The organism is Nitrospira sp., assembly GCA_029194665.1.
Taxonomy (GTDB): domain Bacteria; phylum Nitrospirota; class Nitrospiria; order Nitrospirales; family Nitrospiraceae; genus Nitrospira_D.
Genome location: JARFXO010000003.1, coordinates 266,648 through 293,201, shown reverse-complemented (window position 1 = coordinate 293,201; position 26,554 = coordinate 266,648). Strand labels below are relative to the sequence as shown.

General features: G+C 58.0%; 26 protein-coding genes and 1 pseudogene. 18 read left to right on the top strand and 9 right to left on the bottom strand.

Annotated features, from left to right (window positions below; translation table 11 throughout):
• The 6 genes from narI to glgP all read left to right on the top strand — a co-directional run bounded on the left by narI (position 1) and on the right by glgP (position 9,825).
• Complete coding sequence (gene narI, locus P0119_10830; GenBank protein ID MDF0666548.1) at positions 1-693, top strand: respiratory nitrate reductase subunit gamma; 693 nt, start codon at positions 1-3, stop codon at positions 691-693.
• A gap of 280 nt (positions 694-973) precedes the next feature.
• Positions 974-3,823 (top strand): bifunctional transaldolase/phosoglucose isomerase, encoded by a 2,850-nt coding sequence (locus tag P0119_10825; GenBank protein ID MDF0666547.1) that lies wholly within the window; start codon positions 974-976, stop codon positions 3,821-3,823.
• A 131-nt stretch (positions 3,824-3,954) separates the two neighbouring features.
• Positions 3,955-6,045, top strand: a complete 2,091-nt coding sequence (gene tkt / locus P0119_10820; protein MDF0666546.1) for a transketolase — start codon at positions 3,955-3,957, stop codon at positions 6,043-6,045.
• 57 nt (positions 6,046-6,102) lie between these two features.
• A complete protein-coding gene (gene gnd, locus P0119_10815) occupies positions 6,103-7,131 on the top strand; it encodes a decarboxylating 6-phosphogluconate dehydrogenase (protein ID MDF0666545.1) in 1,029 nt (342 codons plus the stop codon).
• 2 nt (positions 7,132-7,133) lie between these two features.
• Positions 7,134-7,256 (top strand): hypothetical protein, encoded by a 123-nt coding sequence (locus P0119_10810; protein ID MDF0666544.1) that lies wholly within the window; start codon positions 7,134-7,136, stop codon positions 7,254-7,256.
• A gap of 46 nt (positions 7,257-7,302) precedes the next feature.
• Positions 7,303-9,825 (top strand): alpha-glucan family phosphorylase, encoded by a 2,523-nt coding sequence (gene glgP / locus P0119_10805; protein MDF0666543.1) that lies wholly within the window; start codon positions 7,303-7,305, stop codon positions 9,823-9,825.
• A gap of 45 nt (positions 9,826-9,870) precedes the next feature.
• Here the strand turns inward: glgP and P0119_10800 are convergent, their stop codons facing one another.
• Positions 9,871-10,494: a response regulator transcription factor gene (locus P0119_10800; GenBank protein MDF0666542.1), complete on the bottom strand. Its 624-nt coding sequence runs from the start codon at positions 10,492-10,494 to the stop codon at positions 9,871-9,873.
• Between the two features lie 640 nt (positions 10,495-11,134).
• On the opposite strand from P0119_10800, the gene P0119_10795 reads away from it, so the two are divergent.
• The 10 genes from P0119_10795 to P0119_10750 all read left to right on the top strand — a co-directional run bounded on the left by P0119_10795 (position 11,135) and on the right by P0119_10750 (position 19,302).
• Complete coding sequence (locus P0119_10795; GenBank protein MDF0666541.1) at positions 11,135-11,776, top strand: universal stress protein; 642 nt, start codon at positions 11,135-11,137, stop codon at positions 11,774-11,776.
• 220 nt (positions 11,777-11,996) lie between these two features.
• On the top strand, positions 11,997-14,003 hold the full coding sequence (locus P0119_10790; protein ID MDF0666540.1) for a glycoside hydrolase family 15 protein: 2,007 nt from the start codon (positions 11,997-11,999) through the stop codon (positions 14,001-14,003).
• A gap of 318 nt (positions 14,004-14,321) precedes the next feature.
• Positions 14,322-14,969, top strand: a complete 648-nt coding sequence (locus P0119_10785; protein ID MDF0666539.1) for an XRE family transcriptional regulator — start codon at positions 14,322-14,324, stop codon at positions 14,967-14,969.
• 35 nt (positions 14,970-15,004) lie between these two features.
• Complete coding sequence (locus P0119_10780) at positions 15,005-15,832, top strand: hypothetical protein (GenBank protein ID MDF0666538.1); 828 nt, start codon at positions 15,005-15,007, stop codon at positions 15,830-15,832.
• 237 nt (positions 15,833-16,069) lie between these two features.
• Positions 16,070-16,501, top strand: a complete 432-nt coding sequence (locus P0119_10775) for a CBS domain-containing protein (GenBank protein MDF0666537.1) — start codon at positions 16,070-16,072, stop codon at positions 16,499-16,501.
• 108 nt (positions 16,502-16,609) lie between these two features.
• On the top strand, positions 16,610-18,337 hold the full coding sequence (gene poxB, locus P0119_10770; protein ID MDF0666536.1) for a ubiquinone-dependent pyruvate dehydrogenase: 1,728 nt from the start codon (positions 16,610-16,612) through the stop codon (positions 18,335-18,337).
• Between the two features lie 24 nt (positions 18,338-18,361).
• Positions 18,362-18,640 carry a UPF0175 family protein gene (locus tag P0119_10765; GenBank protein MDF0666535.1) on the top strand — a complete coding sequence of 93 codons (279 nt, stop codon included), beginning with the start codon at positions 18,362-18,364 and terminating at the stop codon, positions 18,638-18,640.
• Positions 18,637-18,957 (top strand): hypothetical protein, encoded by a 321-nt coding sequence (locus tag P0119_10760; protein MDF0666534.1) that lies wholly within the window; start codon positions 18,637-18,639, stop codon positions 18,955-18,957. The genes P0119_10765 and P0119_10760 overlap by 4 nt, the downstream gene beginning before the upstream one ends.
• 10 nt (positions 18,958-18,967) lie before the next feature.
• A complete protein-coding gene (locus P0119_10755; protein MDF0666533.1) occupies positions 18,968-19,153 on the top strand; it encodes a hypothetical protein in 186 nt (61 codons plus the stop codon).
• Positions 19,141-19,302 (top strand): hypothetical protein, encoded by a 162-nt coding sequence (locus P0119_10750; protein MDF0666532.1) that lies wholly within the window; start codon positions 19,141-19,143, stop codon positions 19,300-19,302. The genes P0119_10755 and P0119_10750 overlap by 13 nt, the downstream gene beginning before the upstream one ends.
• A 649-nt stretch (positions 19,303-19,951) precedes the next feature.
• Here P0119_10750 and P0119_10745 read toward each other — a convergent pair.
• The 3 genes from P0119_10745 to P0119_10735 are packed head-to-tail and all read right to left on the bottom strand — an operon-like array spanning position 19,952 to position 20,756.
• A complete protein-coding gene (locus P0119_10745) occupies positions 19,952-20,143 on the bottom strand; it encodes a DUF4926 domain-containing protein (protein ID MDF0666531.1) in 192 nt (63 codons plus the stop codon).
• Positions 20,144-20,184: 41 nt separating this feature from the next.
• A complete protein-coding gene (locus tag P0119_10740) occupies positions 20,185-20,505 on the bottom strand; it encodes a type II toxin-antitoxin system RelE/ParE family toxin (protein MDF0666530.1) in 321 nt (106 codons plus the stop codon).
• Positions 20,505-20,756 (bottom strand): type II toxin-antitoxin system ParD family antitoxin, encoded by a 252-nt coding sequence (locus P0119_10735; GenBank protein ID MDF0666529.1) that lies wholly within the window; start codon positions 20,754-20,756, stop codon positions 20,505-20,507. Before P0119_10735 ends, P0119_10740 begins: the two co-directional genes overlap by 1 nt.
• Positions 20,757-21,255: 499 nt before the next feature.
• Here P0119_10735 and P0119_10730 point away from each other — a divergent pair.
• Positions 21,256-21,420 (top strand): annotated as a pseudogene (locus P0119_10730) (IS3 family transposase).
• Here P0119_10730 and P0119_10725 read toward each other — a convergent pair.
• From P0119_10725 to P0119_10705, 5 genes are all read right to left on the bottom strand, one after another.
• Positions 21,402-21,674 (bottom strand): hypothetical protein, encoded by a 273-nt coding sequence (locus P0119_10725; GenBank protein ID MDF0666528.1) that lies wholly within the window; start codon positions 21,672-21,674, stop codon positions 21,402-21,404. The pseudogene P0119_10730 and the gene P0119_10725 sit on opposite strands and share 19 nt — an antisense overlap.
• A gap of 186 nt (positions 21,675-21,860) precedes the next feature.
• Positions 21,861-22,073, bottom strand: a complete 213-nt coding sequence (locus P0119_10720; protein MDF0666527.1) for a type II toxin-antitoxin system HicB family antitoxin — start codon at positions 22,071-22,073, stop codon at positions 21,861-21,863.
• A gap of 10 nt (positions 22,074-22,083) precedes the next feature.
• Positions 22,084-22,272 carry a type II toxin-antitoxin system HicA family toxin gene (locus tag P0119_10715; GenBank protein ID MDF0666526.1) on the bottom strand — a complete coding sequence of 63 codons (189 nt, stop codon included), beginning with the start codon at positions 22,270-22,272 and terminating at the stop codon, positions 22,084-22,086.
• Positions 22,273-22,484: 212 nt separating this feature from the next.
• The gene (locus P0119_10710) at positions 22,485-22,841 is read right to left on the bottom strand and encodes a DUF2442 domain-containing protein (GenBank protein ID MDF0666525.1); all 357 of its coding nucleotides are present in this window, start codon (positions 22,839-22,841) and stop codon (positions 22,485-22,487) included.
• 441 nt (positions 22,842-23,282) lie between these two features.
• Positions 23,283-23,699 (bottom strand): tyrosine-type recombinase/integrase, encoded by a 417-nt coding sequence (locus P0119_10705; protein ID MDF0666524.1) that lies wholly within the window; start codon positions 23,697-23,699, stop codon positions 23,283-23,285.
• A gap of 550 nt (positions 23,700-24,249) precedes the next feature.
• On the opposite strand from P0119_10705, the gene P0119_10700 reads away from it, so the two are divergent.
• The gene (locus tag P0119_10700; protein ID MDF0666523.1) at positions 24,250-26,490 is read left to right on the top strand and encodes an FdhF/YdeP family oxidoreductase; all 2,241 of its coding nucleotides are present in this window, start codon (positions 24,250-24,252) and stop codon (positions 26,488-26,490) included.
• The last annotated feature ends 64 nt before the right edge of the window (positions 26,491-26,554 follow it).

Here is a 26,554-nt window from a genome sequence, read left to right as displayed (position 1 = left end):
ATGTCCAATCTTCACGAGTTCTTCTTTCAAATCTACCCGTACCTCGCCGGCTCCGTGTTTCTTCTTGGCAGTTTACTGAGGTTCGAACGAGGCCAGTATACCTGGACCAGCGATTCAAGCGAGTTGCTCAAGCGAGGAACGCTCCGATTCGGCAGTAACCTCTTCCACGTCGGGGTGTTGTTCCTCTTCCTGGGACATTTCATCGGCATTCTCATGCCGGAGGTGTTTGGGATCGTAGGCATCGGTCTGCAGGGACATCAGCTGGTGGCCATGATCAGCGGTGGACTCTTCGGATCAGCCTGTTTGGTCGGACTCGTCCTGCTCATCCATCGGCGTATATCGGAGCCGAGAATCCGCGCGACCACGCGCGTGATGGATATGATCGTACTCGTGTGGATTCTCATAACCCTGTCCTTCGGCTTGTGTACATTGTATTTTTCCGCCCAGGAACTGTCAGGAAGCAACCTGATCCCCTTGTCCCAATGGGCCCGCCATATCATCACGTTTCACGGCGGTGCTGCTTCTTTCGTGGTGGAGCTGCCGCTGGTCTATCAAGTTCACATGGTCTTAGGGATGACGCTGTTCGCGCTGATCCCGTTCAGCCGGCTCGTACACATCTGGAGCGGATTTGCATTGGTGGTCTACCTCCTGCGGCCTTATCAGGTGGTGCGTCCGGGATTGCGTCAGCGGTAAAGCGGTCACCAAAAGGCAAGAGCAGAGGAAGATGTGGCGACGTGCAGGACATCATCGGGACGGACATCATGAAGCTGTATACACACGGGATTTTGTCCTCAATGGAACGACACAGAACATGCTGTGATTTTTCAGCAGGACGATGAGAGTTTTCATGATGTTATGACTGGTCGAATGGATGTATCACTCCCGGTCAGGATAGAGCCTCAGAGGAATAGGCAGAGCCCTCGATGACTCAACCCCTATGCGGGAAGGCTTCTAACGCGAGAAGGACGACGCCATGACTAATCCCTTACTACATCTTCAGACATTTGGACAGAGCATCTGGTTGGACTTCATTCGACGCGGCATGCTGCTCTCGGGCGAAATGCAGCGGTTGAGGGATGTCTGCGGCGTTCGAGGAGTCACGTCCAACCCTTCCATTTTTGAAAAAGCTATCGGGGGGAGTCGTGACTACGACGACAGAATTCGCGCCCTCACGCTGAAGGGCAAAGCCTCCCGGGAGATTTATGAGGATCTGACGCTCGACGATGTGCAACACACTGCCGACCTGTTCAGACAAGTCTATGACCAGACGGAGGGAAGAGACGGTTTCGTAAGCCTGGAGGTCTCTCCGGACCTCGCTGATGATGCGACAGGAACCGTGGAGGAAGCGCGTCGCCTTTGGCAACTTCTCAATCGACCGAATGTCATGATTAAGGTCCCAGGAACGAGCGAGGGGATCATTGCCATCCGCCAGCTCACAGCAGAGGGTATCAACGTCAACATTACCCTGCTGTTCGGCCTCTCCCGCTATCGCGAGGTCTGCGAAGCCTACCTTGAGGGACTGGCCGCCCGCATGGCGAAAGGGACTCCGCTCGGCCCTGTGTCGTCGGTGGCGAGCTTTTTCCTCAGTAGAATTGACATCCTTGTGGATTCCTTATTGGACCAATACCGGCAGGAGAGGAATACCGACAAGTCTTATCATGATCTCCTAGGACAGACGGCGATTGCCTGCGCGAAGGCCGCGTACGGGATCTACAACGAGATCTTTCATGGCGACCGGTTCCGTCCACTGGCTGTTCAAGGGGCAAGACCGCAGCGACTGCTCTGGGCCAGCACGAGCACCAAGAATCCGAGGGAAAGCGACGTGAAGTATGTGGAGGCATTGATCGGTCGGGATACAGTGAACACACTGACGCTGGAGACATTGCATGCCTATCGGAACCACGGCCGGCCGTCGGCTCGATTGAAAGAAGGCATAGCGGAGGCGCGTGAGGTGCTCGATCGGCTCCGTGAGATCGGGATCGATCTGGAGAAGGTGAGCGACCAACTCGAAGAGGACGGCATCCGGAAATTCATCATGGCGTTCGATGGTCTCATGGAAAGCATCGAACGAAAGCGCATGGCGACATTGAAGGAGCCGCTGGATCGGCAAACACTGATGCTTCCGGAATACGACTCATTCGTTCAGGATCGGCTCAACGCACTAGAGCGCAATCGGTTCGCCGCGCGCTGCTGGCGGAAAGAGGCGGGTTTGTGGAAAACGGACGCACACCATCAGGAGGTGATCCGGCACTCTTTAGGATGGCTGCATGTCGCAGAGAAAATGGAAGACCATCTGGACGATCTCTCCGCGTTCGCCGAAGAAATCTGTCTCGCCGGGTTTCGACGCGTCGTTCACATGGGGATGGGAGGCAGCAGTTTGGCACCGCTGGTCTTCCAGCGAACCTGCCCACTGGGGGCAGACGGGCTCCCGTTGACGGTGTTGGATACGACCGATCCCGCGACAATTCTCAAGATCGAACAAGAGGGGCCTTTGGCCGATACCCTGTTTATTGTCGCGACGAAATCCGGGACAACCGCCGAGCCCTTGGCGTTCGGGGACTATTTTTTCGCCAAGATGAAGAAGATCAAGGGCCTTCAAGCAGGAGACAATTTTGTCGCGATCACGGATCCGGACACGCCGTTGGTCAAGCAGGCTGAAGAACGGAGGTTCAGGAGAGTCTTTCTGAATTTTCCCGATACCGGCGGTCGATATTCTGCTCTGTCATATTTCGGCCTTGTGCCAGCGGCATTGATGGGCATCAATGTATCCGAATTGCTGGTGCGGGCCCTTCGGATGGCGCATGCCAACACGACCTGCCTGTCGATCAAAGAAACTCCGGGAATCGTCCTAGGCGCGGTGCTGGGAGAATTGGCTCTGCATCACCGCGACAAGGTTACGCTCCTGACCTCGGCTTCGCTTCGGGCCCTGGGGCTCTGGCTGGAACAACTGCTGGCTGAAAGCACCGGCAAGGAGGGTACTGGGTTGCTGCCGGTCGCGGACGAAGCCTGCGGGGAATCATTCGTCTACGGGGAGGATCGGCTGTTTGTCTCTATCCGAACGCAGGACGAACATGACGAGTCGCTGGATCGGAGCCTCGCGGCTCTACAAGCGACAGGGAAACCGATCGTGGACATTCACCTTGAAGATCCGCTCGATCTTGGACAGGAGTTCTTCCGTTGGGAAATGGCCGCAGCGACTGCTGGGGCGATCATAGGGATTAACCCATTCGATCAGCCGAATGTGCAGGAAAGCAAGGATAACACCAACCGCTTGCTTGCGAACGTCGAACAGGGAGGGAAATTGCCTGAAGAATCCCCGACGGTCGTGGAAGGACCCTTGACGTTCTATGCTCGGGAAGTCGAGTGTTCCGCATCGGATGTGCTGCGACGGTTTTTTCAGCAAGCCCACGTCGGGGATTATGTGGCGTTGCTGGCCTATCTCACGGAAGAACCGGACATCGAGCACCGGCTTCAATCGATCCGGAGGTTGCTGCGCGATCGGTTGCATGTCGCCACCACGGTCGGTTACGGGCCTCGCTACCTCCATTCCACCGGACAATTCCATAAAGGTGGTCCCAATACGGGCCTCTTCCTGCTGATCACTGCCGACGAGACAGTCGATGCGCCGATTCCCGACCGATCTTACACCTTCGGCGTCTTCAAACGCGCCCAGGCGCTCGGCGACCTCGAATCGCTGCACAAACACGGCAGACGAGTGCTGCGGGTCCATATAGGCGAAGAGGTCACAGCCGGCTTGATAATACTGGGCCAGACACTGGATTCCGCTCTTGCTTCACCGGTCCAGGAATCTGTCGTCCATTGAGTGAAGAGTAGGACGTCCGTTGATTGCACCGCGATCGACAGCCTGCGGCACTACTCAGCCGGAAACATTCAGCTTTTTGGAAACATCAAGGCATTGTCGTTAAGCCACCGAATGAAACGAGAGAGGGCAACATGACTCAGGACAACCGACTTGACATGCTCTGTATCAACACGATTCGCACGCTCGCGATGGACGCGGTGCAGGCCGCCGCTTCGGGCCATCCCGGGACGCCGATGGCGCTGGCACCGGTGGCCTATTGTTTGTGGCAACGGTTTCTGCGGTTCGATCCTAAAGACCCGATCTGGCCGAATCGCGATCGCTTCGTGCTGTCGAACGGCCATGCCTCCATGCTGCTGTATTCGCTGCTGCATCTCTGCGGCGTCAAGGCGGTCAACCCTCAGTACGAGGCGCTGGGGGAACTCTCTGTTACGCTCGACGACATCAAACGCTTCCGCCAGCTCGACAGCAAGTGTCCCGGCCATCCGGAGTACCGATGGACGTCCGGCATTGAGACCACGACGGGCCCGTTGGGCCAGGGAGTCGCGACCAGCGTCGGCATGGCCATCGCGGGCAAGTGGATGGCGGAGTATTTCAATCGCCCGGACTTCACGATGTTTGAGTACGACGTGTACGCCTTGTGCGGCGATGGGTGTCTGATGGAAGGCCTGTCGGGAGAAGCCGCGTCGCTGGCCGGCCATCTCAAACTCTCCAATCTCTGCTGGATTTACGACAATAACAAAATCACGATCGAGGGGCACACCGAGTTGGCCTTCAGCGAAGACGTAGCCACGCGCTTCATCGGCTACGGCTGGAACGTCACACGCGTCGGCGACGCGAATGATCTGGCGATGCTTGACCGAGCGTACAATACGTTCAGGTCCACCACCGACCGACCTACCCTACTCATCGTGGATAGTCACATCGCCTACGGCTCGCCCAACAAGCAGGATACCCACGCGGCGCACGGCGAGCCCCTCGGCGAGGAGGAGATCCGGCTGACCAAGCTCAACTACGGCTGGCCGGAGGACGTCAAATTCCTGGTCCCGGATGGAGTCCGCGAACATTTCCAAACCGTGATGGGCAAGCGCGGACATCAGGCGCGTGAGGCTTGGATGGGGACATTCCTCGACTACAAGCGACGCTATCCGAACCTCGCCGACCAACTCGATCGGATGCAACACCGTCGCCTGCCGGACGGTTGGGAGAAAGACCTGCCGACCTTTCCCGCCGACGCCAAAGGGCTCGCCTCGCGGGATTCATCAAGCAAGGTGTTGAATGCCATCGCCAAGCATGTGCCCTGGTTGATCGGCGGCTCCGCGGATCTGGCGCCCTCGACGAAGACCAGGCTCACGCTCGATGGAGCGGGAGATTTCGAAGCAGGCTCGTACGGAGGTCGAAACTTCCACTTCGGCATCCGTGAACATGCGATGGGCGCTGTACTGAACGGGCTCTCGCTCTCAAAAGTCCGGCCGTACGGGTCCAGCTTCCTGATTTTCAGCGATTACGCCAGGCCGGCGATCCGTCTGTCTGCGCTCATGGAGCTTCCGGCTATTTACATCTTCACCCACGATTCGATTGGATTGGGCGAGGATGGCCCGACCCATCAACCGGTCGAACAGCTGGCCTCGCTCCGAGCCGTCCCGAATCTCCTCGTGCTCCGGCCGGCTGACGCCAACGAAGTGGTCGAGGCTTGGCGAGTCATCATGCAGTTGCGGCACGAGCCGGCGCTGTTGGTCCTGTCGCGGCAGGCGCTGCCGACGCTGGATCGCAGGCACGTCGCCTCGGCTTCCGGTGTCGCCAAGGGAGCGTACGTACTCGTCGAGGGCGGCAATGGAATTCCGGACGTGTTGCTGCTGGCCAGCGGAAGCGAGGTCGCGCTCTGTGTCGCGGCTGCCGAACAGCTGAGGGGCGACGGCATCAACGCTCGCGTGGTGAGCATGCCCTGCTGGGAACTGTTCGAACGACAGAGCCAAGAATACCGCGACCTGGTGCTCCCTCCCGACGTGATCGCGCGTGTCGCTGTCGAACAGGCCTCGACGTTCGGCTGGACACAATACACAGGGCGCGGCGGCGCCGTCATCGGTATGAGAACATTCGGTGCCTCGGCGCCGCTGAAAGAGCTGCAGCGCAAATTCGGTTTTACGCCGGAGCAGATCGTGGCCGTCGCCAAGGCCCAGGTGGCGACTGCACAAGGCTTGACAAGTGGTCTGAGGACACCCTGACTCAGGGAGAGGCGTCTAAGAAGGATTTCGCTGCCGCAGCGAGAGAAAGGATGGTCTATGGAACTCGGACTGATCGGACTCGGCAGGATGGGCTCAAACATGACGCGACGACTGATGCGAGCCGGCCATCGCTGCGTCGTATACGATATCCATCCGGAAGCTGTGCAAGCGCTGGCCAAGGAAGGAGCGCACGGAGTCGGCTCGCTCAAAGACTTCGTCCATCATCTGCCCAAGCCCCGCATCATCTGGTTGATGGTGCCGGCCGGTGCGGTGGACCGAACATTGAGCGGTCTTGTTCCGCTCCTTGATCGCGACGATATCGTCATCGACGGAGGGAACTCCCACTATCATGATGACATTCGGCGCGCAACAGACCTGTCACCCAAAGGCATTCACTATGTGGATGTCGGGACGAGTGGAGGTGTCTGGGGACTCGACCGTGGCTTCTGTCTGATGATCGGTGGCGACAAGGACAGCGTCCAGCGGCTCGCCCCTATCTTCGCCGCCTTGGCTCCCGGCATGAAAGCCGCTCCCCGCACAACGGGCCGCGAGAAAGTGGGCGGCACCGCCGAGCAGGGCTACCTCCATTGTGGGCCAAGCGGTGCCGGCCACTTCGTGAAGATGGTGCACAACGGAATCGAGTACGGACTCATGGCGGCGTACACGGAGGGACTGAACATCCTGCGTCACGCCGATGTCGGAAACCGCCCGCCCCCTCCCGATGCTGAGACTGCTCCACTGCGGTATCCCGATCACTATCGGTACACCTTCGATCTGGCCGACATTGCCGAGGTTTGGCGCAGAGGCAGCGTGATCTCGTCATGGCTCCTCGACCTCACCGCGAGTGCGCTCACCGAGAGTCCTGACCTCTCGCAATTCTCCGGTCGGGTGTCGGACTCCGGGGAGGGACGATGGACCATCAACGCCGCCCTCGACGAGGCGGTTCCCGTTCCTGTCCTGAGCGCGGCGCTCTACCAGCGGTTCAGCTCGCGCGGGGAAGCGGAGTTCGCAGACAAGGTGTTGTCCGCCATGCGGCGTGAGTTCGGAGGACACGAGGAGAAGGGGGTTAGAACAGCGGGAGCCTGATCATGACCGTCGAACAGTCCGACGTGATCGAATTCTTCGGGGCCAGCCGAGATCTTGCGTACAAGAACCAACTCCCGGAGCCTTGGCTGAACCGCCGGTGTCACAAGTCGGCAGTTGCCATGTGAGGAACAAGGCGGCGACAACCGCTCACAAAAGAATAGGGATCACCGCATGAGTAAGCACCCATTAGTGATGCTCCGCGCACTTCCTGATGAGTTGGAACCCCTCGCGGAACTGGCGCTCGATGTCAGATGGACGTGGGACCATACCAGCGACAAACTGTGGACCATGCTTGATCCCGATATCTGGAGCCAGACGCGCAATCCTCGGGCGGTGCTCCAGTATGCTCCGCACGAACGGTTGGAACAAGCCGCGCACGATTCGGTATTCAGAGAGGAACTGCAACAGGTTGTCGCTGCGAGACGCAGATATCTCGCCGAGAGCGGGTGGTGTCGCGAACGCTATTCTCCGCAGGCCCTCAAGACGATCGCCTATTTCAGCATGGAGTTCGGACTGGGTGAGGCGCTTCCGCTGTATGCCGGTGGCTTGGGTATTTTGGCCGGAGATATGTTGAAGACGGCCAGCGATCTCGACGTACCGATGGCCGGGATCGGCCTCCTCTATCAAGAGGGATATTTCCGCCAACTCCTGGATGGTCACGGCTGGCAAATCGAGGCCTTTCCATACAACGATCCCCTCAGTCTGCCGGTTCAACCGGCCTTGCTCCCCACGGGCGAATGGCTTCGCGTCCCACTCGAGCTGCCGGGTCGCACCGTATTTCTTCGTGTCTGGTTCGTGCAGGTTGGACGAACCACGTTATACTTGCTGGACAGCAACGACCAGCTCAACAGCGCGTTCGACCGAGGTATTACGAGCAAACTCTACGACGCTCGACCCGAACTCCGCCTGATTCAGGAAATGGTGTTGGGCATCGGTGGTTGGCGTGCACTCCTCGCTCTGGGCATTGAGGCGGACATCTGCCATCTCAATGAAGGGCACGCGGCCTTTGCGGTGTTGGAACGGGCTCGGAGTTACATGCAAAAAACCGGGCAATCCTTCGCAGAAGCCTGGTGCGCGACGAGAGCCGGCACAATCTTTACCACACACACCCCGGTGGCGGCGGGTTTCGACGCCTTTCCGTCCGACCTGATCCGACGGTCTTTCCGGGACTATGTGGCGCAATTGGGAATGACGATGGAAGAGTTGCTCCAGTTGGGCCGGAAGAATCCGCAGAATCTGGAGGAGCCTTTCACCATGGCGGCGCTGGCCATACGAGGAAGTCTCTTGGCGAACGGAGTCAGCAAACTGCACGGCGCGGTCAGCCGCCGGCTGTTTCAACCGTTCTACCCGCGATGGCCGGAACAGGAAGTGCCTGTGACGTCTGTGACCAACGGAGTGCATGTGCCCTCGTGGGATTCGGAGTGGGCGGATAGGCTCTGGACAGAAACCTGCGGCAAAGAGCGGTGGCGAGGATCCTTGGAGGAATTACCCAAGGCGATCCACGATGTATCGGACGAAGACCTCTGGAAGTTGCGCGCACAAGGCCGGCAAGCTCTCGTGACCTATGCACGCCAACGGCTCGTGCATCAATATCAATTGCTCAGTATCGATCCCGAAGCGGTCTCGGCGATCCGGCAGGCTCTCGACCCTCAGGCCTTGACGATCGGATTCGCCCGGCGATTCACAGCCTATAAACGTCCCACGTTGTTGCTCCATGATCCCGAACGGTTGGCCCGGCTCCTGAACCACCCCAACCGACCGGTCCAACTTGTGGTGGCGGGAAAGGCTCATCCACAGGATGAGGAGGGCAAGCAACTCGTTCAACGGTTCGTGCGTTTCGCGCGCTCGCCGGTGGTTCGCCAGCGGGTCATTTTTATCGCAGATTACGACATGGTCTTGGCTCAGCATCTGGTGCAAGGCGTGGACCTGTGGATCAACACGCCGAGGCGCCCATGGGAAGCATGTGGAACAAGCGGGATGAAGGTCCTGGTCAACGGCGGGCTCAACCTTTCTGAGCAGGACGGCTGGTGGGCCGAGGCCTACGGCCCGGAAGTGGGCTGGGCTTTGGGCGACGGTCGGGAGCACGACGATGCTGGGTGGGACGTCGTCGAGGCGGAGCAGCTGTATGATCTGTTGGAACGGCAGATTGTGCCGGAGTTTTATATGCAGGATGCGCGCGGCATCTCATGCCGGTGGGTCGCTCGGATCAGAGAAAGCATGGCCCGACTCACCACCGCTTTCAGCAGCAATCGTATGTTGCGCGAGTACGTAGAGGCCCTCTACCTTCCTGCGACCCGGAACTATCGCAAGCGGACGGCGGAAGGCGGGAGCCTGGCGAAACAGCTTCTTGCTTGGCAAGCTGCGCTGCATCAACACTGGTCGAGCATCCGCTTTGGAGAAGTCCGAATCACGCGTGAAGGTGAGTTGTGGCGCTTCTTGGTACCGGTTCATTTAGGCGGGCTGGCCCCCACCGCTGTCCGGGTCGAACTCTATGCCGATCCGGAAGAAGGACAAGATCGCCTATGTCGGTTGCTCGTCAGAGAGGAAACAGCATCGACCGCACCGGGTTGGTATCTCTACCAGGGGAGCGTCCGGTCCGATCGGCCGGCGGACCACTTTACTCCGCGCGTCGTGCCTGCCCACCAGGAGGCGACGGTTCCGATCGAAGCCCCCCACATCGCATGGGCCCGGTAGTGAGACCATCGTTGCGTGCGCCGTCCAGAAAACACGTCGACCGGATCACACAACCAGCTTCTGTTCCAGCGCGTATCGCGTGAGCTCCATGTTGTTTCTCAGGTGGAGTTTCTCGAGAATGCGCGCCCGATAGGTGATGATGGTCGTCACGCTCAGAGACAGTTCGGCGGCGATCTCCGTGCCGGTCTTGCCCGAGGCGATCAGGCGCAAGACCTCCAGCTCACGGTTGCTGAGTTGGTCGCGATGCCTGGTGGGGAATCCGTAGGCGACGGCCAGTTGCTCGGCAATCCGCGGGGTGACGTAGTTGCCGCCGCCGAGGACTTTCTTGACGGCTTGCACCAATTCGGTGGGAATGGCCGTTTTGGTGAGGTATCCATTGGCGCCGGCCTTAAACATCCGTAGCGCGTACTGTTCCTCCGGATACATGCTCAACACAAGAACCGGAAGCCTGGGATACTCGCGTTTGACGTCACGAAGCGCGTTGACTGAGCTCCCACCCGGCATATTGACATCCAGGACGACGACATCCCAAGGTTGAGTCCTGATGAGCTGAAGCATTCCCGGGATGTCGGCGGCTTCTCCGATTGTGACAGACATGACGTTGCTCAAGACCTCTTTGACGCCTTCCCGGAGGACGGGGAAATCATCGGCAATCAGAATCTTAAACATGAGTCCACCATCCGTCTTCTGGGGCACGTGGCCGAGAGGCAATCTGCGCAAAGAACCTGCCGAATCAATGGATCACAGAGTCAAGGTGTTCCATCCTTCCCGATCTTGTCGCGACCATTCATGGTGGGTTCGCGTTCCGGGAGACAGATGTCGACACCGATGGTCCGGTTCTTACTCAATTGGATTCTCCGATCTCGTGGATTGTTCGATCTCGTTGTCACAGTCAGATATGGAAAAGGGTCCAATCTACTCGACCTCTCAGAAGCCAAGTCCATGTAGTGATCCGGTCCGGCGACGAGTTCCTTCAACCCTACCATCGTTTTGGGATTCTTGAATAACGCTGCAACCGAATTCCCCCACTATCGTATCCACCTCGTATTGGATTAGCTCAAAACTTCCAATCCGGTCAGCTAGGATAACCCCTAGCAGATCCGCCTTGATCGGCAGGACAGACCAAATCCAAGAATTTATGACATGATCGAACCTATGAACAACGATAGCGCAATGGCGCGATAGCTTCTAAGATCTCTCTACAAGGTATGTACAAGAGTACCGCTCAACTTCATCCACCCTCTATTAATCTTGTGAAGAGTGCTGTCTGTGTTGAGCCTGCAAACCACATCCTCTTGGTAAGGTCGCGATGACGACCGAAGATGGTCAATTTCCTGTTCGCAAGACGTTGACCATGAAGCAGGAGTTGCCCATCTCTCGTTCCACCCCTCAGCCTGCATTGCCGAAGCGAGCCGACCGGAGCAAGGTCGGGCGGCGGTCCTCAACCGATCGGAGCAACCTTTCCATTCGGATTCTCGTTGCGGTTGACGGCTCCAAGGATTCAATCAGGGCGGTGAAATATGTGGGACGGCTACTCCGTTCTACTTCCGGTGTGAACGTGACGCTCTTTCATGTTCTTAACCCACTGCCACCGGTTTTACGGGAGCATGGAGGATCCGAAGATCCTGTTCGTGAGGAACAGTTAGGCAAGCAACTCAGGAAAGATCGGAAGACCTGGTATCGGAAGGAGCAGAAGCTGGAATCCAATATTTTGTCGAAGGCTCATCAGACGCTCGAGGGGACCGGTTTTCCTGCTTCTCGGATCCGCCTGAAGTTCGGCGAGGAAGACAATGTCGTCGGAACTATTCTTGAAGAGGCTCGAAAGGGTCGTTATCAGACCATCGTAGTCGGTCGGCACGGCGTGTCAGGTCTGAAAAAACTCTTTTTTGGCGGCATCACGCGGAAGCTGCTGCAACAGGCGACCGGGTACGCGGTGTGGATCGTTGAGTGATAAGCCTATGCGCGCAAGCTCTGCACCTCTCTCTTCATCGGCGATTCGATACTTCAGAGAAGGAGTCAACCGGTATCCCACCGTCCCCGAATCATTCGACGTTTCTGATCGGCCCACCACGTCGGCCGCTTGCACACAACCGTGAAAAGATGTGTAAATAGGCCCCCTACCCCAGCGGCTCATTCCGATCGACGGGAATGAGTGGAGAAAGGGACGGCACGTGCCGCGTGATCTGCCTCTTGGCAATGGGTCGCTGCTCCTCAACTTCGACGGTAGCTATCAGCTTCGTGATCTCTATTGGCCGCATGTTGGCTTGGAAAATCATACCGATGGGCATGTTTGCCGTTTCGGCGTCTGGGCCGATGGGCGGTTCGTGTGGCTGGACGATCCACGTTGGAGTCGGCGACTGCGGTATTCCCATGAAACGCTGGTGACTCAGGTCGACCTCTCCCATCCGGATCTCCAACTTGATGTGAGTTGTCAGGACGCCGTGGATTTTCACGAGAATCTCTACCTTCGTCGTATCGAAGTCAGAAACACGGCAGACCATGACCGCGAGGTGCGGCTGTTTTTTCATCATGACTTTCATATCTCAGGGCACGAGCTAGGCGACACGGCGTACTATGAACCGGAGCGCCGGGCGATCTACCATTACAAGGGCCCGCGGTGGTTCCTCATCAACGCGGCGGTGCCGGGCAAACGACCGGAGGATGTGCCGGATTCCGTCCAGGGCTGGCACATCGGCCTCCATCAATGGGCCTGCGGCCACAAGGAGGTCAACAACCTGAAGGGCACATGGAAGGACGCCGAAGATGGTCTGCTCTCGGGGAACCCGATTGCGCAAGGATCGGTCGATTCCACCGTAGCAGTCCATCTCGTTGTGCCGGCCCGCGCCACGCAAACCGCGTACTACTGGCTGGCGGTCGGCTCGAACTTTGACGAGGTGACACGACTCAATCGGTCTGTGCGCCACCGTGGCCCTTGGACCTTTATCGATCGAACCGCCTCGTACTGGCAGCTCTGGTTGGATGCACACCGACCGGACTTCGTCGATCTGCCGGCTGAGATTTGTCGACTCTACTGCCTGAGTCTGCTCATCATACGCACGCAGATCGACAACGAAGGCGCCATCGTCGCCGCCAATGACTCCGACATCGCCTCTGACGTGCGCGATACCTACTCTTACATGTGGCCTCGCGATGGGGCGATGGTCGCTTATGCGCTGGACTTGGCGGGATTCCTGGAAGTCGCGCGTCCCTTTTATCCCTTCTGCGACCGGGTCCTGACCAAGGAAGGATATTTGCTCCACAAATATAATCCGGACGGCACGTTGGCCTCGAGCTGGCATCCATGGGTGCGCGCCGGCCGGAAGGAGTTGCCGATTCAGGAAGACGAGACCGCCCTCGTCCTCTGGGCGCTCTGGAACCGGTTCGGGACGTGGAAAAATGTCGAGTATATCAAGCCGCTGTACCGGTCGTTGATCGTCCGCGCCGCAGACTTCATGACGAATTATCGCGATGCAGCCACGGGATTGCCATTATCTTCCTACGACCTCTGGGAAGAACGGCGCGGCGTCTTGGCCTTTACCTGCGGAGCCGTGTGGAGCGGCCTCGTCGCTGCTGCACGCTTTGCGAAAGCCTTCGGAGAGGAGGCGCTCGCTGGGCGTTACAGTGCTGCGGCAGACCAAATCAAGAAAGGCGTAGAACAAGTCCTCTACAGCCCGGGATTGAATCGCTTTGTCAGGATGGCGAATCGAGCCTCGGATGAAAGCTGGACCATCGATGAAACTCTTGATTCATCGCTGTGCGGGCTGTGGTATTTCGGCATGTTACCACCGGACGATCCGCGCATCGTGCGGACCATGAAGGCTGTGCAAGAACGCCTCTGGGTGAAGACCGACATCGGCGGCATGGCTCGGTACGAGGGCGATGGCTATCACCGGCAGAGTCAGGATCTTGAGAACGTTCCTGGAAACCCCTGGTTCATCTGCACGCTCTGGCTCGCTCAGTGGCTCATTGCGACGGCGACTAGCAAGGAGGACCTGAAAGGAGCGCTGCCGCTGTTCGAATGGTGCAGCCGCCATGCACTGCCTTCGGGAGTGTTCTCGGAACAGATTCACCCTTACTCCGGTGTCCCACTTTCGGTTTCCCCTTTGACCTGGAGTCATGCGGCGTTTGTCACGGCAGTTCAAGAATATGTGAATCGGTGGCAGAAGCTTCCACCGTAACGGCTACGGATCAAAACAGCAGCTAAGCGGAGGTTACGGTATCCGGTGTAATCCTGCACCCTGATCGTCCTCGCGACCCATCTGACTCACCGCCCCATCGTTGTCCTTTATAAAACGACAGAATCTTTATCGTCCAATTCGACAAACGAACCGTTTATTCCCTGATAGCGCGAGACCGTACAATCTGTAAGACTTTACGCGCAGCACAGGATATCGAATCGCAGGAGCTCATGAAATGAAAGGTACTGACTGCCCGGATCCGTAGCGTATTAAGTCAGCTCCTGAACGTCGCCATCGAATCGGGGAGGGACCTTCACTGTGAATCTCAAAGGCCTCATCCACAGGGAATTAGGCGAGGGTTTAACGGAAAGGGAATTGGCATTATCGGTCGGAGTCTCTCTCCGAACGATCACCAATATTCTCGCCAACAGAACCCCCGACGATCCCGCGGTCTGGGACAAATTTGCGAAATATTTCCGGATGAACGCAGACTTCCTGCGCACCGGCCTGTCGCCGCATGTCCGAACGACGGTTGAATTGCCGGTCAAGGCTCATCATTCCACGGCGGGTCAACTCCAACAGTTTCCCCTGCTGCGCTGGGATCAAATGGGTCAGGTTGTATCACTGAAAACCCTTCCTGATTTTCTCCAGGCCGAGGCAATGATCGAGGCGACCGACGTGTCCGGAACGCGCACCTTCGCCGTGAAAGTCCAAGACGATTCGATGGAGCCCCTCTTCAGCAAAGAGGAAATGATTTTTGTCAATCCCGACCTCGAGTGGGAACCGAACGACTATGTGATCGCGCGTCATCGGGATGGCGATTCAGAATCCATGCTCCTGCGTCAGGTGAAACGTGTCGGCACCCACTGCATCCTCCATCCGTTGAACCGGAAGTATGACGCCATTCCGGTGGCGAGCGAGGATGCAGTGTGTGGAAAAGTCGTCCGGCTCAGAAAGAATCTCTGAACGTATGTCGATCTGTCACAAAGGAGGGCACAAAGATGTGGACTCAACAGCATTCCGAGCAGGATCGTTACTTAACCCGCACCACGCTGGCGCGAGTCGTCGCCTTGTCGGTGTGGTGTCTCTCGACGGCGTCCTTCAGCGGCGCGGCGACCCAGACGGAACCAATGCACCCGCAGCTACTCCCAGGAGACCGGGTACTCCTTGGCACGGTGGATGAAGTCAGGAGCGATCAGGCGAGAATTAATACCGGCGAGCTGCAACCGCGATTCATTCCAATGGAGGTACGGAAGGCCAAGGGATTACCGGACTTGAAAGTGGGCAATCGGATCGAGCTGATCGTCAACGACCAGAATCTTCTTGTAGATGTGCATGTGATAGGAGAGTCGAGCCACCACTCGGTCGTTCATGGTCAGCTCGTCGAACCGATGGAGACCGGGCATGACAAGGCTGTAGTGCGCACAGCCGCCGGCACGGAAGCGTCTTATTTCATCCGGCCGGTCGCCCGAAGCAAGGTCGCCTCAGTTCCAGTCGGCGTGGATGCCGTGTTTCTCATCGACGAGTTGGATAAGATCGTCGACGTCACGTTTGGAAGCAAAGAAGCTGTCCATCGTGCGGCAGAACTTTGGCAGAAGAAATCCCCTCTGACAGGCAACCTTGCTCAGGTTTCTGGAAGAATCGTGATGCCTTTAAAGGACAATACCATCGTCATTCAAACCAAGGACGGCAAAGACCACACCTACAAGGTGAGACCGCTTATTCAGACGAAGCTGGCGACGCTCTCCGCAGGCGATACTGCCGTACTCCTCGTGGATGATGAGCACAAAGTCACGGACGTCGCCTTTGCCCCCGACAAGAGGCCGTAAACAGACATGCTCGTGAGTCCGTTAGACCCGATACAAATTCCGTCTTGCCGCTCACGACAAACACATTGTTCACGCTGTGGCGTCCTCGGCGATCATCGTGGCTAAGCGAGGGAAGGTCAGCGGAGTCACGTTCACCCTCACGAACTGTCCTAAGAAGGAATGGACGCATGGAAACCGGTACGACTCAAAAACAGACGATCAACGAACTGTACCAAGCAACTCCTTGAGGAGGATCTCATGACCATGGAAGGTGTGCCTGTAGGCGGGCTCAAGACCGTCGGTCAAATCGACGCGACCAATCCGTTAGTATTTCACGCCGGAGAGAACGGCATGGACATTGCGCTGGCGTTGTTGTCGACCCACACGGCCGGGGCGCCGGTGGTGGATGCCAAGGGTACGTATCTCGGCTTCATCAATGAGTTTGATGCAATGAAGGCGCTCGACAAGGGACATGATCTGAACAAGCTATCGGCCGAACAGATCATGCGGAAGGATCGCTTGACGATCACCCCATCGACGGAAATTCCCGAGGCTGCGAAAATGATGGAGAAACATCGAGTCGTCAGCCTCCCGGTCGAGCGCGGCGGCGTGGTTGCGTACTCAGTCACTCGGCATGATCTCCTGCGGGCGAGAATCGGTCTTGGCGTGGGCATGGGCATAGAGCCCTGACCGTAAATCCGAACCGCCGTAATCCGAAACATTGAAATCGCCCAGGAAGAATGTGAAGTTGAAGCCCCTTTTCCTGCCGCGACGAATCTGCCTAACCGCCAAGGCCCCATGAGCAAGAAAACAGTGGCGGAGCTCTTGGTCGACAGCCTGGCCCTCGTTGGGGTCAAGCGAGTGTATGGCGTAGCGGGCGACTCTCTCAACGGGATTACCGATTCCATCCGCCGGCGCGGGGATATCCGGTGGGTGGCCGTGCGACATGAAGAGACAGCCGCATTCGCCGCCGGAGCCGAGGCTCACCTGACCGGGCGCCTGGCGGTGTGCGCCGGAAGCTGCGAGCCGGGAAATCTCCATCTGATCAATGGGCTGTACGGTGCCCACCGGAGCCGTGTCCCGCTCCTGGCGATCGCCGCTCAGATTCCAAGCCGCGAGATCGGCAGCGGTTATTTCCAGGAAACCCATCCGGAGCGGCTGTTCCGTGACTGTAGTCACTATTGCGAATTGGTGTCACAGCCGGAGCAGATATCTCGCCTCCTCCAGATTGCGGTGCAAACCGCCTTGTCGCGCCGCGGTGTCTCGGTGATCGTTCTACCAGGCGAGATCGCCTTGCAACCAGCCCCTGTGAGCGAATCGCGCCTCAGCTTTGCACAGGCAACGCCGACTGTGCGACCGTCCGATGATCAGCTCGACAGGTTGGCGGAGGCGTTGAACGGCGCGCGTCGGATCACGATTCTAGGCGGCGCCGGTTGCGCCGGCGCTCACGATCAATTGATGGAAGTGGCGGACAAACTGCAGGCGCCGATTGTTCACGCCATGCGAGGTAAGGAGTTCATCGAGTACGACAATCCCTTCGATGTCGGGATGACAGGGTTGCTGGGATTTGCCTCCGGCTACCATGCCATGATGGACTGTGAGACATTGTTGATGCTCGGCACCGACTTCCCCTATCAGCAATTTTATCCAGATCACGCCACTGTCGTGCAAATCGATCTACGCGGCGAGCAGATCGGTCGACGGACCAGGGTGGATCTGGGGTTGATCGGTGATGTTAAAACGACGCTCGCAGCCTTATCGCCCAGGCTGGAACGGAAGAACGATGATCGACACCTGACAAATGCCCTGCAACTGTATCACATGGCGCGTAAAGAACTTGACGATCTTGCCTCGGGAGAGCCGGGCCGAAAGCCGATCCATCCCCAATACATCGCCAAGGTGCTCGATGACCTTGCCGCTGACGACGCTATCTTCTGCTGCGATGTGGGAACTCCCACCATTTGGGCGGCACGGTACCTCAGGATGAACGGCAAACGGAGGTTGCTGGGATCCTTCACGCATGGATCAATGGCCAATGCCCTGCCTCAAGCGATCGGCGCGCAACTGAGCCATCCCGGTCGTCAGGTGATCACCTTGTCCGGGGACGGCGGCCTCGCCATGCTCTTAGGCGACCTGCTGTCGCTCCGTCAGTTGCGATTGCCGATCAAGTTGGTGGTCTTCAAGAACGACTCACTCGGTTTTGTTGAGCTTGAAATGAAGGCGGCGGGCTTTCTCGATTACGCCACGACACTGCACAACCCGAATTTTGCTCAGATCGCCGAAGCGGCGGGATTGTTGGGGCTGACGGCAGAGACGCCGGAGCAGGTCCGTCCCATGCTGGCGGACGCGTTGAATCATGACGGCCCGGCCTTAGTTGAAGTGTCGGTGAATCGCCAGGAACTGGCACTGCCTCCCTCGATCAAGGTGGATCAGATGATCGGGTTCGGTCTCTTTATGATCAAGGCGGTGCTCAACGGACGCGGCGACGAGATCATCGACCTGGCGCGGACCAACGTGTTTCGCTGAGTGCAACCTGCTACACTTTTCGCTATGAGACAGCCGCTTACGATCGATATTCCCCCTGAGTCGCTGCAGGTGCCTGGGACAGAAGCCGAGGCACGTCAGGGAGCAAAGATCGCCCTCATCTTGGACCTGGTCCGTCGCGGAAGAGCTGCAAGGGCTCGCGCAGCGGAATTTCTTCAGATCTCGTTGAGTGACTTCCCGGCCTACTTGACCGAGTATCAGATTCCCTGGTTTGACTATTCTGCGGAGGCCCTTCCCGACGATCTGCGGACATTAGCCGCTCCACCACCCCGTCCTTACGCATGATTCTCGTCCTTGACGCGAGTCCCTCGATTGCGCTGGCTCGGATCAGCTCGCTTGGCTTGTTGCATCAATTGGCCGATCAGATCGTTATTCCCGATGCAGTCTATGCGGAAAGTGTGAGCCCGGCGCCTGGTCGTCCGAGAAGCCTTGAGATTGCCCAGACCGATTGGATCACTCGGTGGTCGGTCGATAATCGGACACACGTCCAGCAGCTCCGCACCCGCATCGGTCTGGGAGAAGCCGAAGCCTGGTCGCTTGTAAAACGGGGGGCACACCGCTACCTTTGTAACGGTCGACTTCGGAATCGATGTCTCTCATAAAGAGGTGATCATGCCCTCCGCAAAAGAACAGCTCGCCAAAATCCTTCAAGATCAACCGGATGACAACTCCTCTGATGAGCTTCTACGGGAGCTAGCGTTCGCACGAATGATCGACCGAGGGCTCGCTGACTCTGACGCAGGAAAGACCATCAGCCATGAAGAGATGGGGCGCCGCAGCAAGACATGGCAGAATTGACGTGGACCGTCGAAGCCGAAAGATGGTTGCGTGACATCTACGACTACATCGCGCTCGATAATCCCTCCGCTCCAGCCCGAACTATCGAAACCATCTATCTGAAAGCCGAAATCCTTAGGCAATTTCAAGAATCAGAATACCGCTACTAGCAGAAGCCAGACCGACACATCCGCATCCTGCTTCACGGACATTATCGTATCGCTTGCGTGATCAAGAGCTCGGAAGCGATCGACATCATCGCCGTCTTCCACGGAGCTCTGAATATCGACCGGTATCTACCCTAGCCCGATCGACCTGCGCCAGTCGGCATCGATGGCCTGCTTCGAATCAGGGAACTGGATGCCCAACAAGGAGCGAGCCCCTTTTGTAATGCATTCGCTGGCCATAAGTCTTGCTGGAACAGTCTACGCCGTCTTGAATATGGAATCCCGTCATGCAATTGAGTGCACAATTCAAGGTGCGACCCTCATCATGCTCCCATGACTCGCGCAATGGCATGCACAACACGAGATCTGCCCCCACATTTCTTTTCCTATACACCGACGACGGGGGGTACTTCGTGTTCGCGGGCTCACGCGAGGCAGACGGCGTTTCCAGTTGCGCCAGGGGGAGCGATGCCTCCGTTCGAGAGCTGCACGAAGCAGGACTATGCGGTGCTCATCGCGATCGGCGTGGGCGTGGAAGACTGAACACAGGCTGGGCATCGACAGCTTTCGCGGCGACGTTAGATCAAAGGCAACGCGAAGCTGTTCGTAAACGAATCACAACCCCTTTTATATTCCTCAAGATTGCGAAGGATCACACGGACTGAAAGTGCAACACAAGCAATTGGCAGGATTTCACCGGAAGCACGGCGTAGGGCTTGCCGTTGTTATCCACAAACCCCACCTCAAACAGGCCCGGATCAAGCGATTCCACCACAGTCCCCAGTTGTCCGCACAGTAACCCACGATCAGAGATATCTTCGGTCAGCGCCACCACATCGAGCACGCGAATTTCATGGCTGATGATGGATGCTCCCCCGTCTCCTGCTAGGTTTCGATCCCCAGTAAGCTCCACCAGTCCCTTGCCGCATGCAGCACGCGCACGATGGTGACACCATCCGAGTGTGGAATATAGAAAATCAGGTGGTTCTCAAAATCTTTGATGCGCCACTTGCGCATAGCAGCAAGATCAGGATGGCGCAGGGCCAGCGGCGAACCGATCATCGGGTGACGGACCAGATCGTTGAAACTCGCCTCGGCACTGGCCAGGAACCGCTCTGCCGTGTCCAACCCTGCCTCTTCTGCGAGATACACAAATTGCTCAGCCAGGTCACGCTTGGCCGCCGCGTGCCGGTAGACTGTCGGCATCAGCGCGGCTTCTTTCGGGCAGCCACCTTTGCCAAAGCCTCGGCGCGAATCTCTTTCCAATCTGACGGCGTCAGTTCCGCTTTCGAACTCCTCAATCCCTCCAGCAATTTTGCTTCCAGCTCATCCTCAGCTTTGCGCTTTTCATCGGCTCGGATGAGTTCCCGCACATATTCGCTGGCGCTGCTGTACCGGCCTTGTGCAATCTGTCCATCGACAAATTGCTTCAACGGATCAGGCAGAGAAATGTTCATGCTCTGCACCGGGTGCCTCCTTTCGTAATGTACCTTCTCAACTATGCCATGGATGGCTATAAATGGCAATACATGGCATTAGATGCCATGCTGAAATATGGCTGAGCAACTGATCCAAATAGACGAATATCCCATTTCATCTATTTGAGTGCGAATTCAAGGTTGAAGGGAAACACAGGCGACCAGAGAGAGGACTCATGGCGACAGGCGCTGGGAGCTCGATCACGGCGCGACGCTTTACGACGTGACACACCTGGCCTGCCGTTCCGCGCGCTATACCCCAGCGACGGTGGGTGGATCCTGCTCACTGGCTCACGCGAGGCAGACGGCGTTTCCAGTTGCGCCAGGGGGAGCGATACCTCCGTTCGAGGGCGGCACAAAGCAGGACTATGCGGTGCTCATCGTGATTGGCCTAGGTGTGGAAGACTGAAAACCGCTATTGCGCCGCCAGCTAGGCGTCGGCTTCAACACAAAGATTCCCAGTACATTTTCTGCTGGTGAGCTGGTGCATCATCGTCGCTACGAGACCCGTGAGCAGGCTCAGCGCGAGATCGCGGAGTACATCGAGCTCTTCTAGAAGCGTCAGCGGCGGCATTCCCGGCTCGGGAATCGCTCACCCGCCGCATTTGCCCAGCAATGGGTCCGTCAACAGCCGGCGGCATGAGGCTGCAATTCATGGCGTCCACTATTGCAACCGGGGTCAGAGAGCCCATGCTGCTCGACCAACTTCTCTGCCGCCAACGTCGGTCCAAACTCCCCATAGCGCATCTCATACAGCCTCCGCATCTTCGCCTTGACCGGCTCCGCGATGCGCCGAGTGGATGGCCTTCCCCGTCCCCGATGGATCAACCCTTGGTCGCCCTCTGCCTGCACCCGTCGATGCGCGCCGGCTCCCCGTTGGTTCCTTCGCGCCGGCACGAAAGGATTCTGGGGGCGCGCTTTGCACGACGCCTCAATCTAGAGGTCGGCACAATTGCAGAATGCACGCGGCCGCAACGCGAGCTTAGAACGCTGCAGCCCTGTCTGGCTAACACAGAGATGAGCGGGGCGGACACTGCGCCCAAGAAAGGAGCAAAGACATCACACGTCCGCTCGAGCGATTGGTTATGCGGCGACTTCTATGTACTGAACCTTGCTCGAAGGTGGGGGAATCGGAGCGCCGTCTTCCCGCAACCCCTCCAAGTGTAACTCGATCGCCTCGCGAATCTCGCGCTCAGTGTCCTCTGAAGTTACGCCTGTTGCAACGCACCCTGGAAGATCCGGAACGTAAGCCGAGTAGTTGCCCTCTGCTTTTTCGATAACAACTGCATAGCGCATGCTTTCTACCTCATTTCTTTAGGCCAGCCTGCTTCAAGATACTGTTGAGCGTCCCTGGGGCCAGATCGTCACTCGGCTTACCAGGCACCGTCACGCAACCAGGCTTGGTGCCGTGCTTGTATTGACGGTGGCTGCCCCGCATAGCAACCAGTCGCCAACCATCGTCTTCAAGCAGCCGCACGACCTCCTTGACTTTCATGCCCTGAGGATACCACTCCTCGCCCGGCGTTCCGATTGCTTACCCCGCCGCTAACGGCCCCGCGGCTCACCGGCAGGTGCGGAGCAACCGGAGGTTGTGCAGCGGCGGTCCGGTGCAGCCGCTGGTTCAGGACGCGCTTCGCGTCTTGAACCACGCGCGACAGCCGCGGGGCCGTTCGGGTGACGCGAAGCGTCGCCCGAACGACCTGGCGATCAGCGGCGGCCGGTCCCTCCGGTCGTCCGCTGCATCGGCGGGTTAGCTGCCTTCGCTTTCGGTTCCCTCCGCTTCGCCAGGCCGGTGTTCTGCCGGGGGACAGGCCCGCCGGGCGCCGGCGACCCATACAGCATGCCCTCGACGCTGATATCTTCATCGACTTCTGGCCAGTGGATACCCTGTCCCGCCCCGATCAAACGGAACTTCGCACGCTGGGCTGGCGTTGCCTCCGAAAGCCGCCATGACCAGGCGAGCGGGACACTGATTACCCGACCGTCTGCCAGGTGCGCGGTGATCTCGCTCTGCGTTATCTTCACGTCCCTGATAAGGGGTTCACTCCCTACCGCAGTGGTCATGCCATGCCTCCATGATTTGCTTGTGATGCTGGTGAATGATTCGGCGGATGCGAGTCAACTACTGGGCCGCGAAGCCATGGCTGCGCGCCAGCATGAGCGGAGCCAGCCAGAACTTGCACGTGGAATCGTCTCGTTCCACATGGACGTGAGGAGGCTCGCTGCAATCGAAGCTTGTGAAGAAGAAGCGGTAAGGTCCCGGGATGCCCCTGATGCGCGGCACTCATCACCTCCTCGTGGTTCGCCCCTTTCGTCATGGTTTCCCTGCCTCTGAGCAGCTAACTATGTTTAGACGGCCTGTATAATCCGGTTATGACAGGCTGTCCACTTCTGCCTAAACCGGCTAGCACGCACCGATTGTCCACCCTAACTCATTGAAGCATGGCACATTCTGCGCAAATACCGCCTTCAGGTCGTCGTCTTATGCAGTCTGTATAAGACAGTTCACAGACCATCGATCGGACTCCTCACCCCATGGCCGCCTTTGTTCAATACGTGCGTGTAGATCATGGTGGTGCTGACGTCCTTGTGACCGAGCAGTTCTTGGATGGTCCGGATGTCGTAGCCGGTCTCAAGGAGGTGCGTGGCGAACGAATGCCGGAATGTGTGGCACCCGGCATGCTTGACCACACCGACTCTGCCGACAGCATCCTTGATAGTCCGTTGCAGTATCGTCTTGTGAACGTGATGCCGTCCTTCTTCGCCCGTCTTCGTGTTGTTCCACCGGGTTTCCTGCGGAAAGACCCATTGCCAGCGCCAGTCTTTCGGCGCGTTGGGGTACTTCCGATCGAGGGCGTGTGGGAGCTGCACGATCAGCTGTCCATCCTCCCCCGGTCTGATCCGAATCGGAGCTGACGGCATGATCAATTCTTGATCCCTTCCTTATGTCCATGCGGGGCCGGAACAGAGGCGGCAGATTCTTGCGCCGAGCCGGACCCACTGTCAAGTAGAACGCAGATATAACCTAGCTTCCTGCTATTGGACCGCCTGCCCCTTCACTTCAGCGCGTCGGCGAACCTTTCACCGTTTCCTACACAAACTTAGGAGGTCGGACCTTGGATCGTGCATAACATAACTACGACGTTCGGATGTCTATCCGACACCCCCAATCAGGAAAAACTAATGGGAGTCAGACCTTGGATCGTGTATCGTTCACTTCCGGAGGACCGACTGCTCGCTTGGCACCCAACCTGCCGCGGCTGAAGTCCCATCGCGACTCCTCCTTTCCTTGGTACGAAGTATCGATATCGCCGCTCTTATGCGAAGCACGCATCGGTCTCAATTGTAAGCCTCAAGCGGCACTTCAGAAGAATCCGTTGATGACAAAAATTATGGCGAGACTCGAAGGGAGAAGCCTAACCTGACTAAGGAGTGCTACAATACCGGTCTGCAGAGAAGGAACCTGAGAGTCATGGCGGACGAGCATGCATCAGGGAAGGGATCGGCTCAAAGAAACTGGGTCAGTCTGATCCCCTTCGGGCTCCATCAGCAGCATCCGAACAATTACAAAGACATCCTCGACGCAGTCTGGGAAAATCGCGACAACCTCGGCTACGCCTACCGCATCTTGCGCGACGGCTGTTGTGACGGGTGCTCACTCGGCACCACGGGCATGCACGACTGGACCATGAAGGACCTGCACCTGTGTTGGGTCCGGTTGCAGATCCTCCGGCTCAACACGATGCCGGCCATGGACTGGCATCGCCTCGAAGATGTGGCTCCGCTGCGCGCCATGAAAGGCAAGGCTTTGAGGAAGCTGGGGCGACTCTGCGTTCCGATGATCCGTCATCGCGGAGACAGAGGCTTTCGACGAGTCTCCTGGGAAGAAGCTATCCGCCTGATTGTTCAACGACTACGTATCACCGACCCTCATCGCCTCGGATGGTTTCTGACTGCTCGTGGCATCACGAACGAAGCCTACTATGCCCATCAGAAAGTAGCTCGTTTCATCGGCACCAACCACATCGACACGAGTGCGCGCATCTGCCACGCGCCCAGTACGGCGGCGCTCAAGGAAACGATCGGCTGCTCGGCCACCACCTGTTCCTACCGGGATTGGATCGGAGCCGATCTCCTGGTGTTTGTCGGCGCCAACCCCGCCAATAATCAGCCGGTGACATTGAAATACCTCTACTATGCGAAGAAAGCCGGCACGAATATCCTGGTGGTCAATCCCTTCGTCGAGCCGGGCATGGAGCGTTATTGGATTCCATCCGTGGCAGAGAGCGCCTTGTTCGGCACGCAACTCGCGGACGATTTCTTTCACATCCATGTCGGCGGGGACATTCCGTTCTTCTACGGCGTGCTGAAACATCTCATCGAGCAGGACTGGGTCGATCGTGATTTCATCATCGCCCGGACCGTCGGCTGGGAAGACCTTCAATCCAAAGTGCGCGCCCTCCCCTGGGAGAGCCTCGAACGGGGTGCAGGGGTGACCCGCAGCGACATGTACCGGTTCGCGCAGGCATTCGGGAAGGCGCGTCATGCCATCATCGTGTGGAGCATGGGTGTGACCCAACATCGGTATGGGACCGACAATGTGAAGGCAATCGTGAATCTGCAGCTCGCCCGTGGGAATGTGGGGCGGCCACACACAGGCCTCATGCCGATCCGTGGGCACAGCGGAGTCCAGGGTGGCGCTGAGATGGGCGCCATGCCGAACGCCTATTCGATGGATTATCCGGTCAGCAACCAGAACGCAGCTCTGTTTGCCATGCCGGAATTTTGGGGCTTCCAGCCTCCTTCATGGAAAGGTCTAGGAGCGGCCCAGATGATCCTGGCGGCAGAACGAGGCGAGATCGACATCCTCTGGCAAAGCGGCGGCAACTTTCTGGAAACATTACCCGAGCCGGAACGAGTGCGACGGGCATTCGGTAACATCGGCCTTCGTGTGCACCAAGATATCGTGGTGAGTTCCACCATGCTGGAAGAGCCGGCGGACCTCGCGGTCCTACTCCCCTCTCGGACACGCTACGAGCAACAGGGCGGCGGGACAGAGACAAGCACGGAGCGGCGGATCATCTACAGTCCGGAGATTCCAGGGCCTCGTCCCGGCGAGGCCCTAGATGAGTGGGAAATTCCTGTCTTAATCGCTCGAGCGCTTGATCCTGTACGGGCAGCCAAGATCTTCCCGTGGGTTGACACACGCGATATCAGACGAGAGATCGAGCGAGTCTGTCCAACCTATAAAGGGATCGGCACTCTGTACAAGAAGGGAGATCAGGTTCAGTACGGGGGCCCTCGCCTCCTGGCCGATCGCTTCGGGACGCCTGACGGAAAAGGCCGGTTCACGCCGATCGATCTGCCGGAGGAGACGATTCCTGAAGGGCGATTCTTCCTCACCACCAGACGAGGCAAACAATTCAATAGCATGGTCGGAGCCGAGGTAGACCCACTCATCGGGGCTGCCCGCGACAGTGTGCTGATGGCGGCCGAAGATGCAACCCGCCTGAAACTCGATGCAGGAGATCCTGTCATCCTGCGCAATGAGCTCGGCGAGTATCGCGGACACATCGTCATTGAACGTGTCAAACCGGGATCGGTGCAAGTCTATTGGCCGGAGGCCAACCACGTTATTCCGGCAGGCCGTCTCGATCCCTGCGGCATCCCAGATTACAACGCCACGGTTGAGATCGTTTCGGCAGACGGCTAGACAACATGTCCTCGCGACCTTCGCGTACACAGAAACCCACCGCTGATTCACGGAGAAAACTACG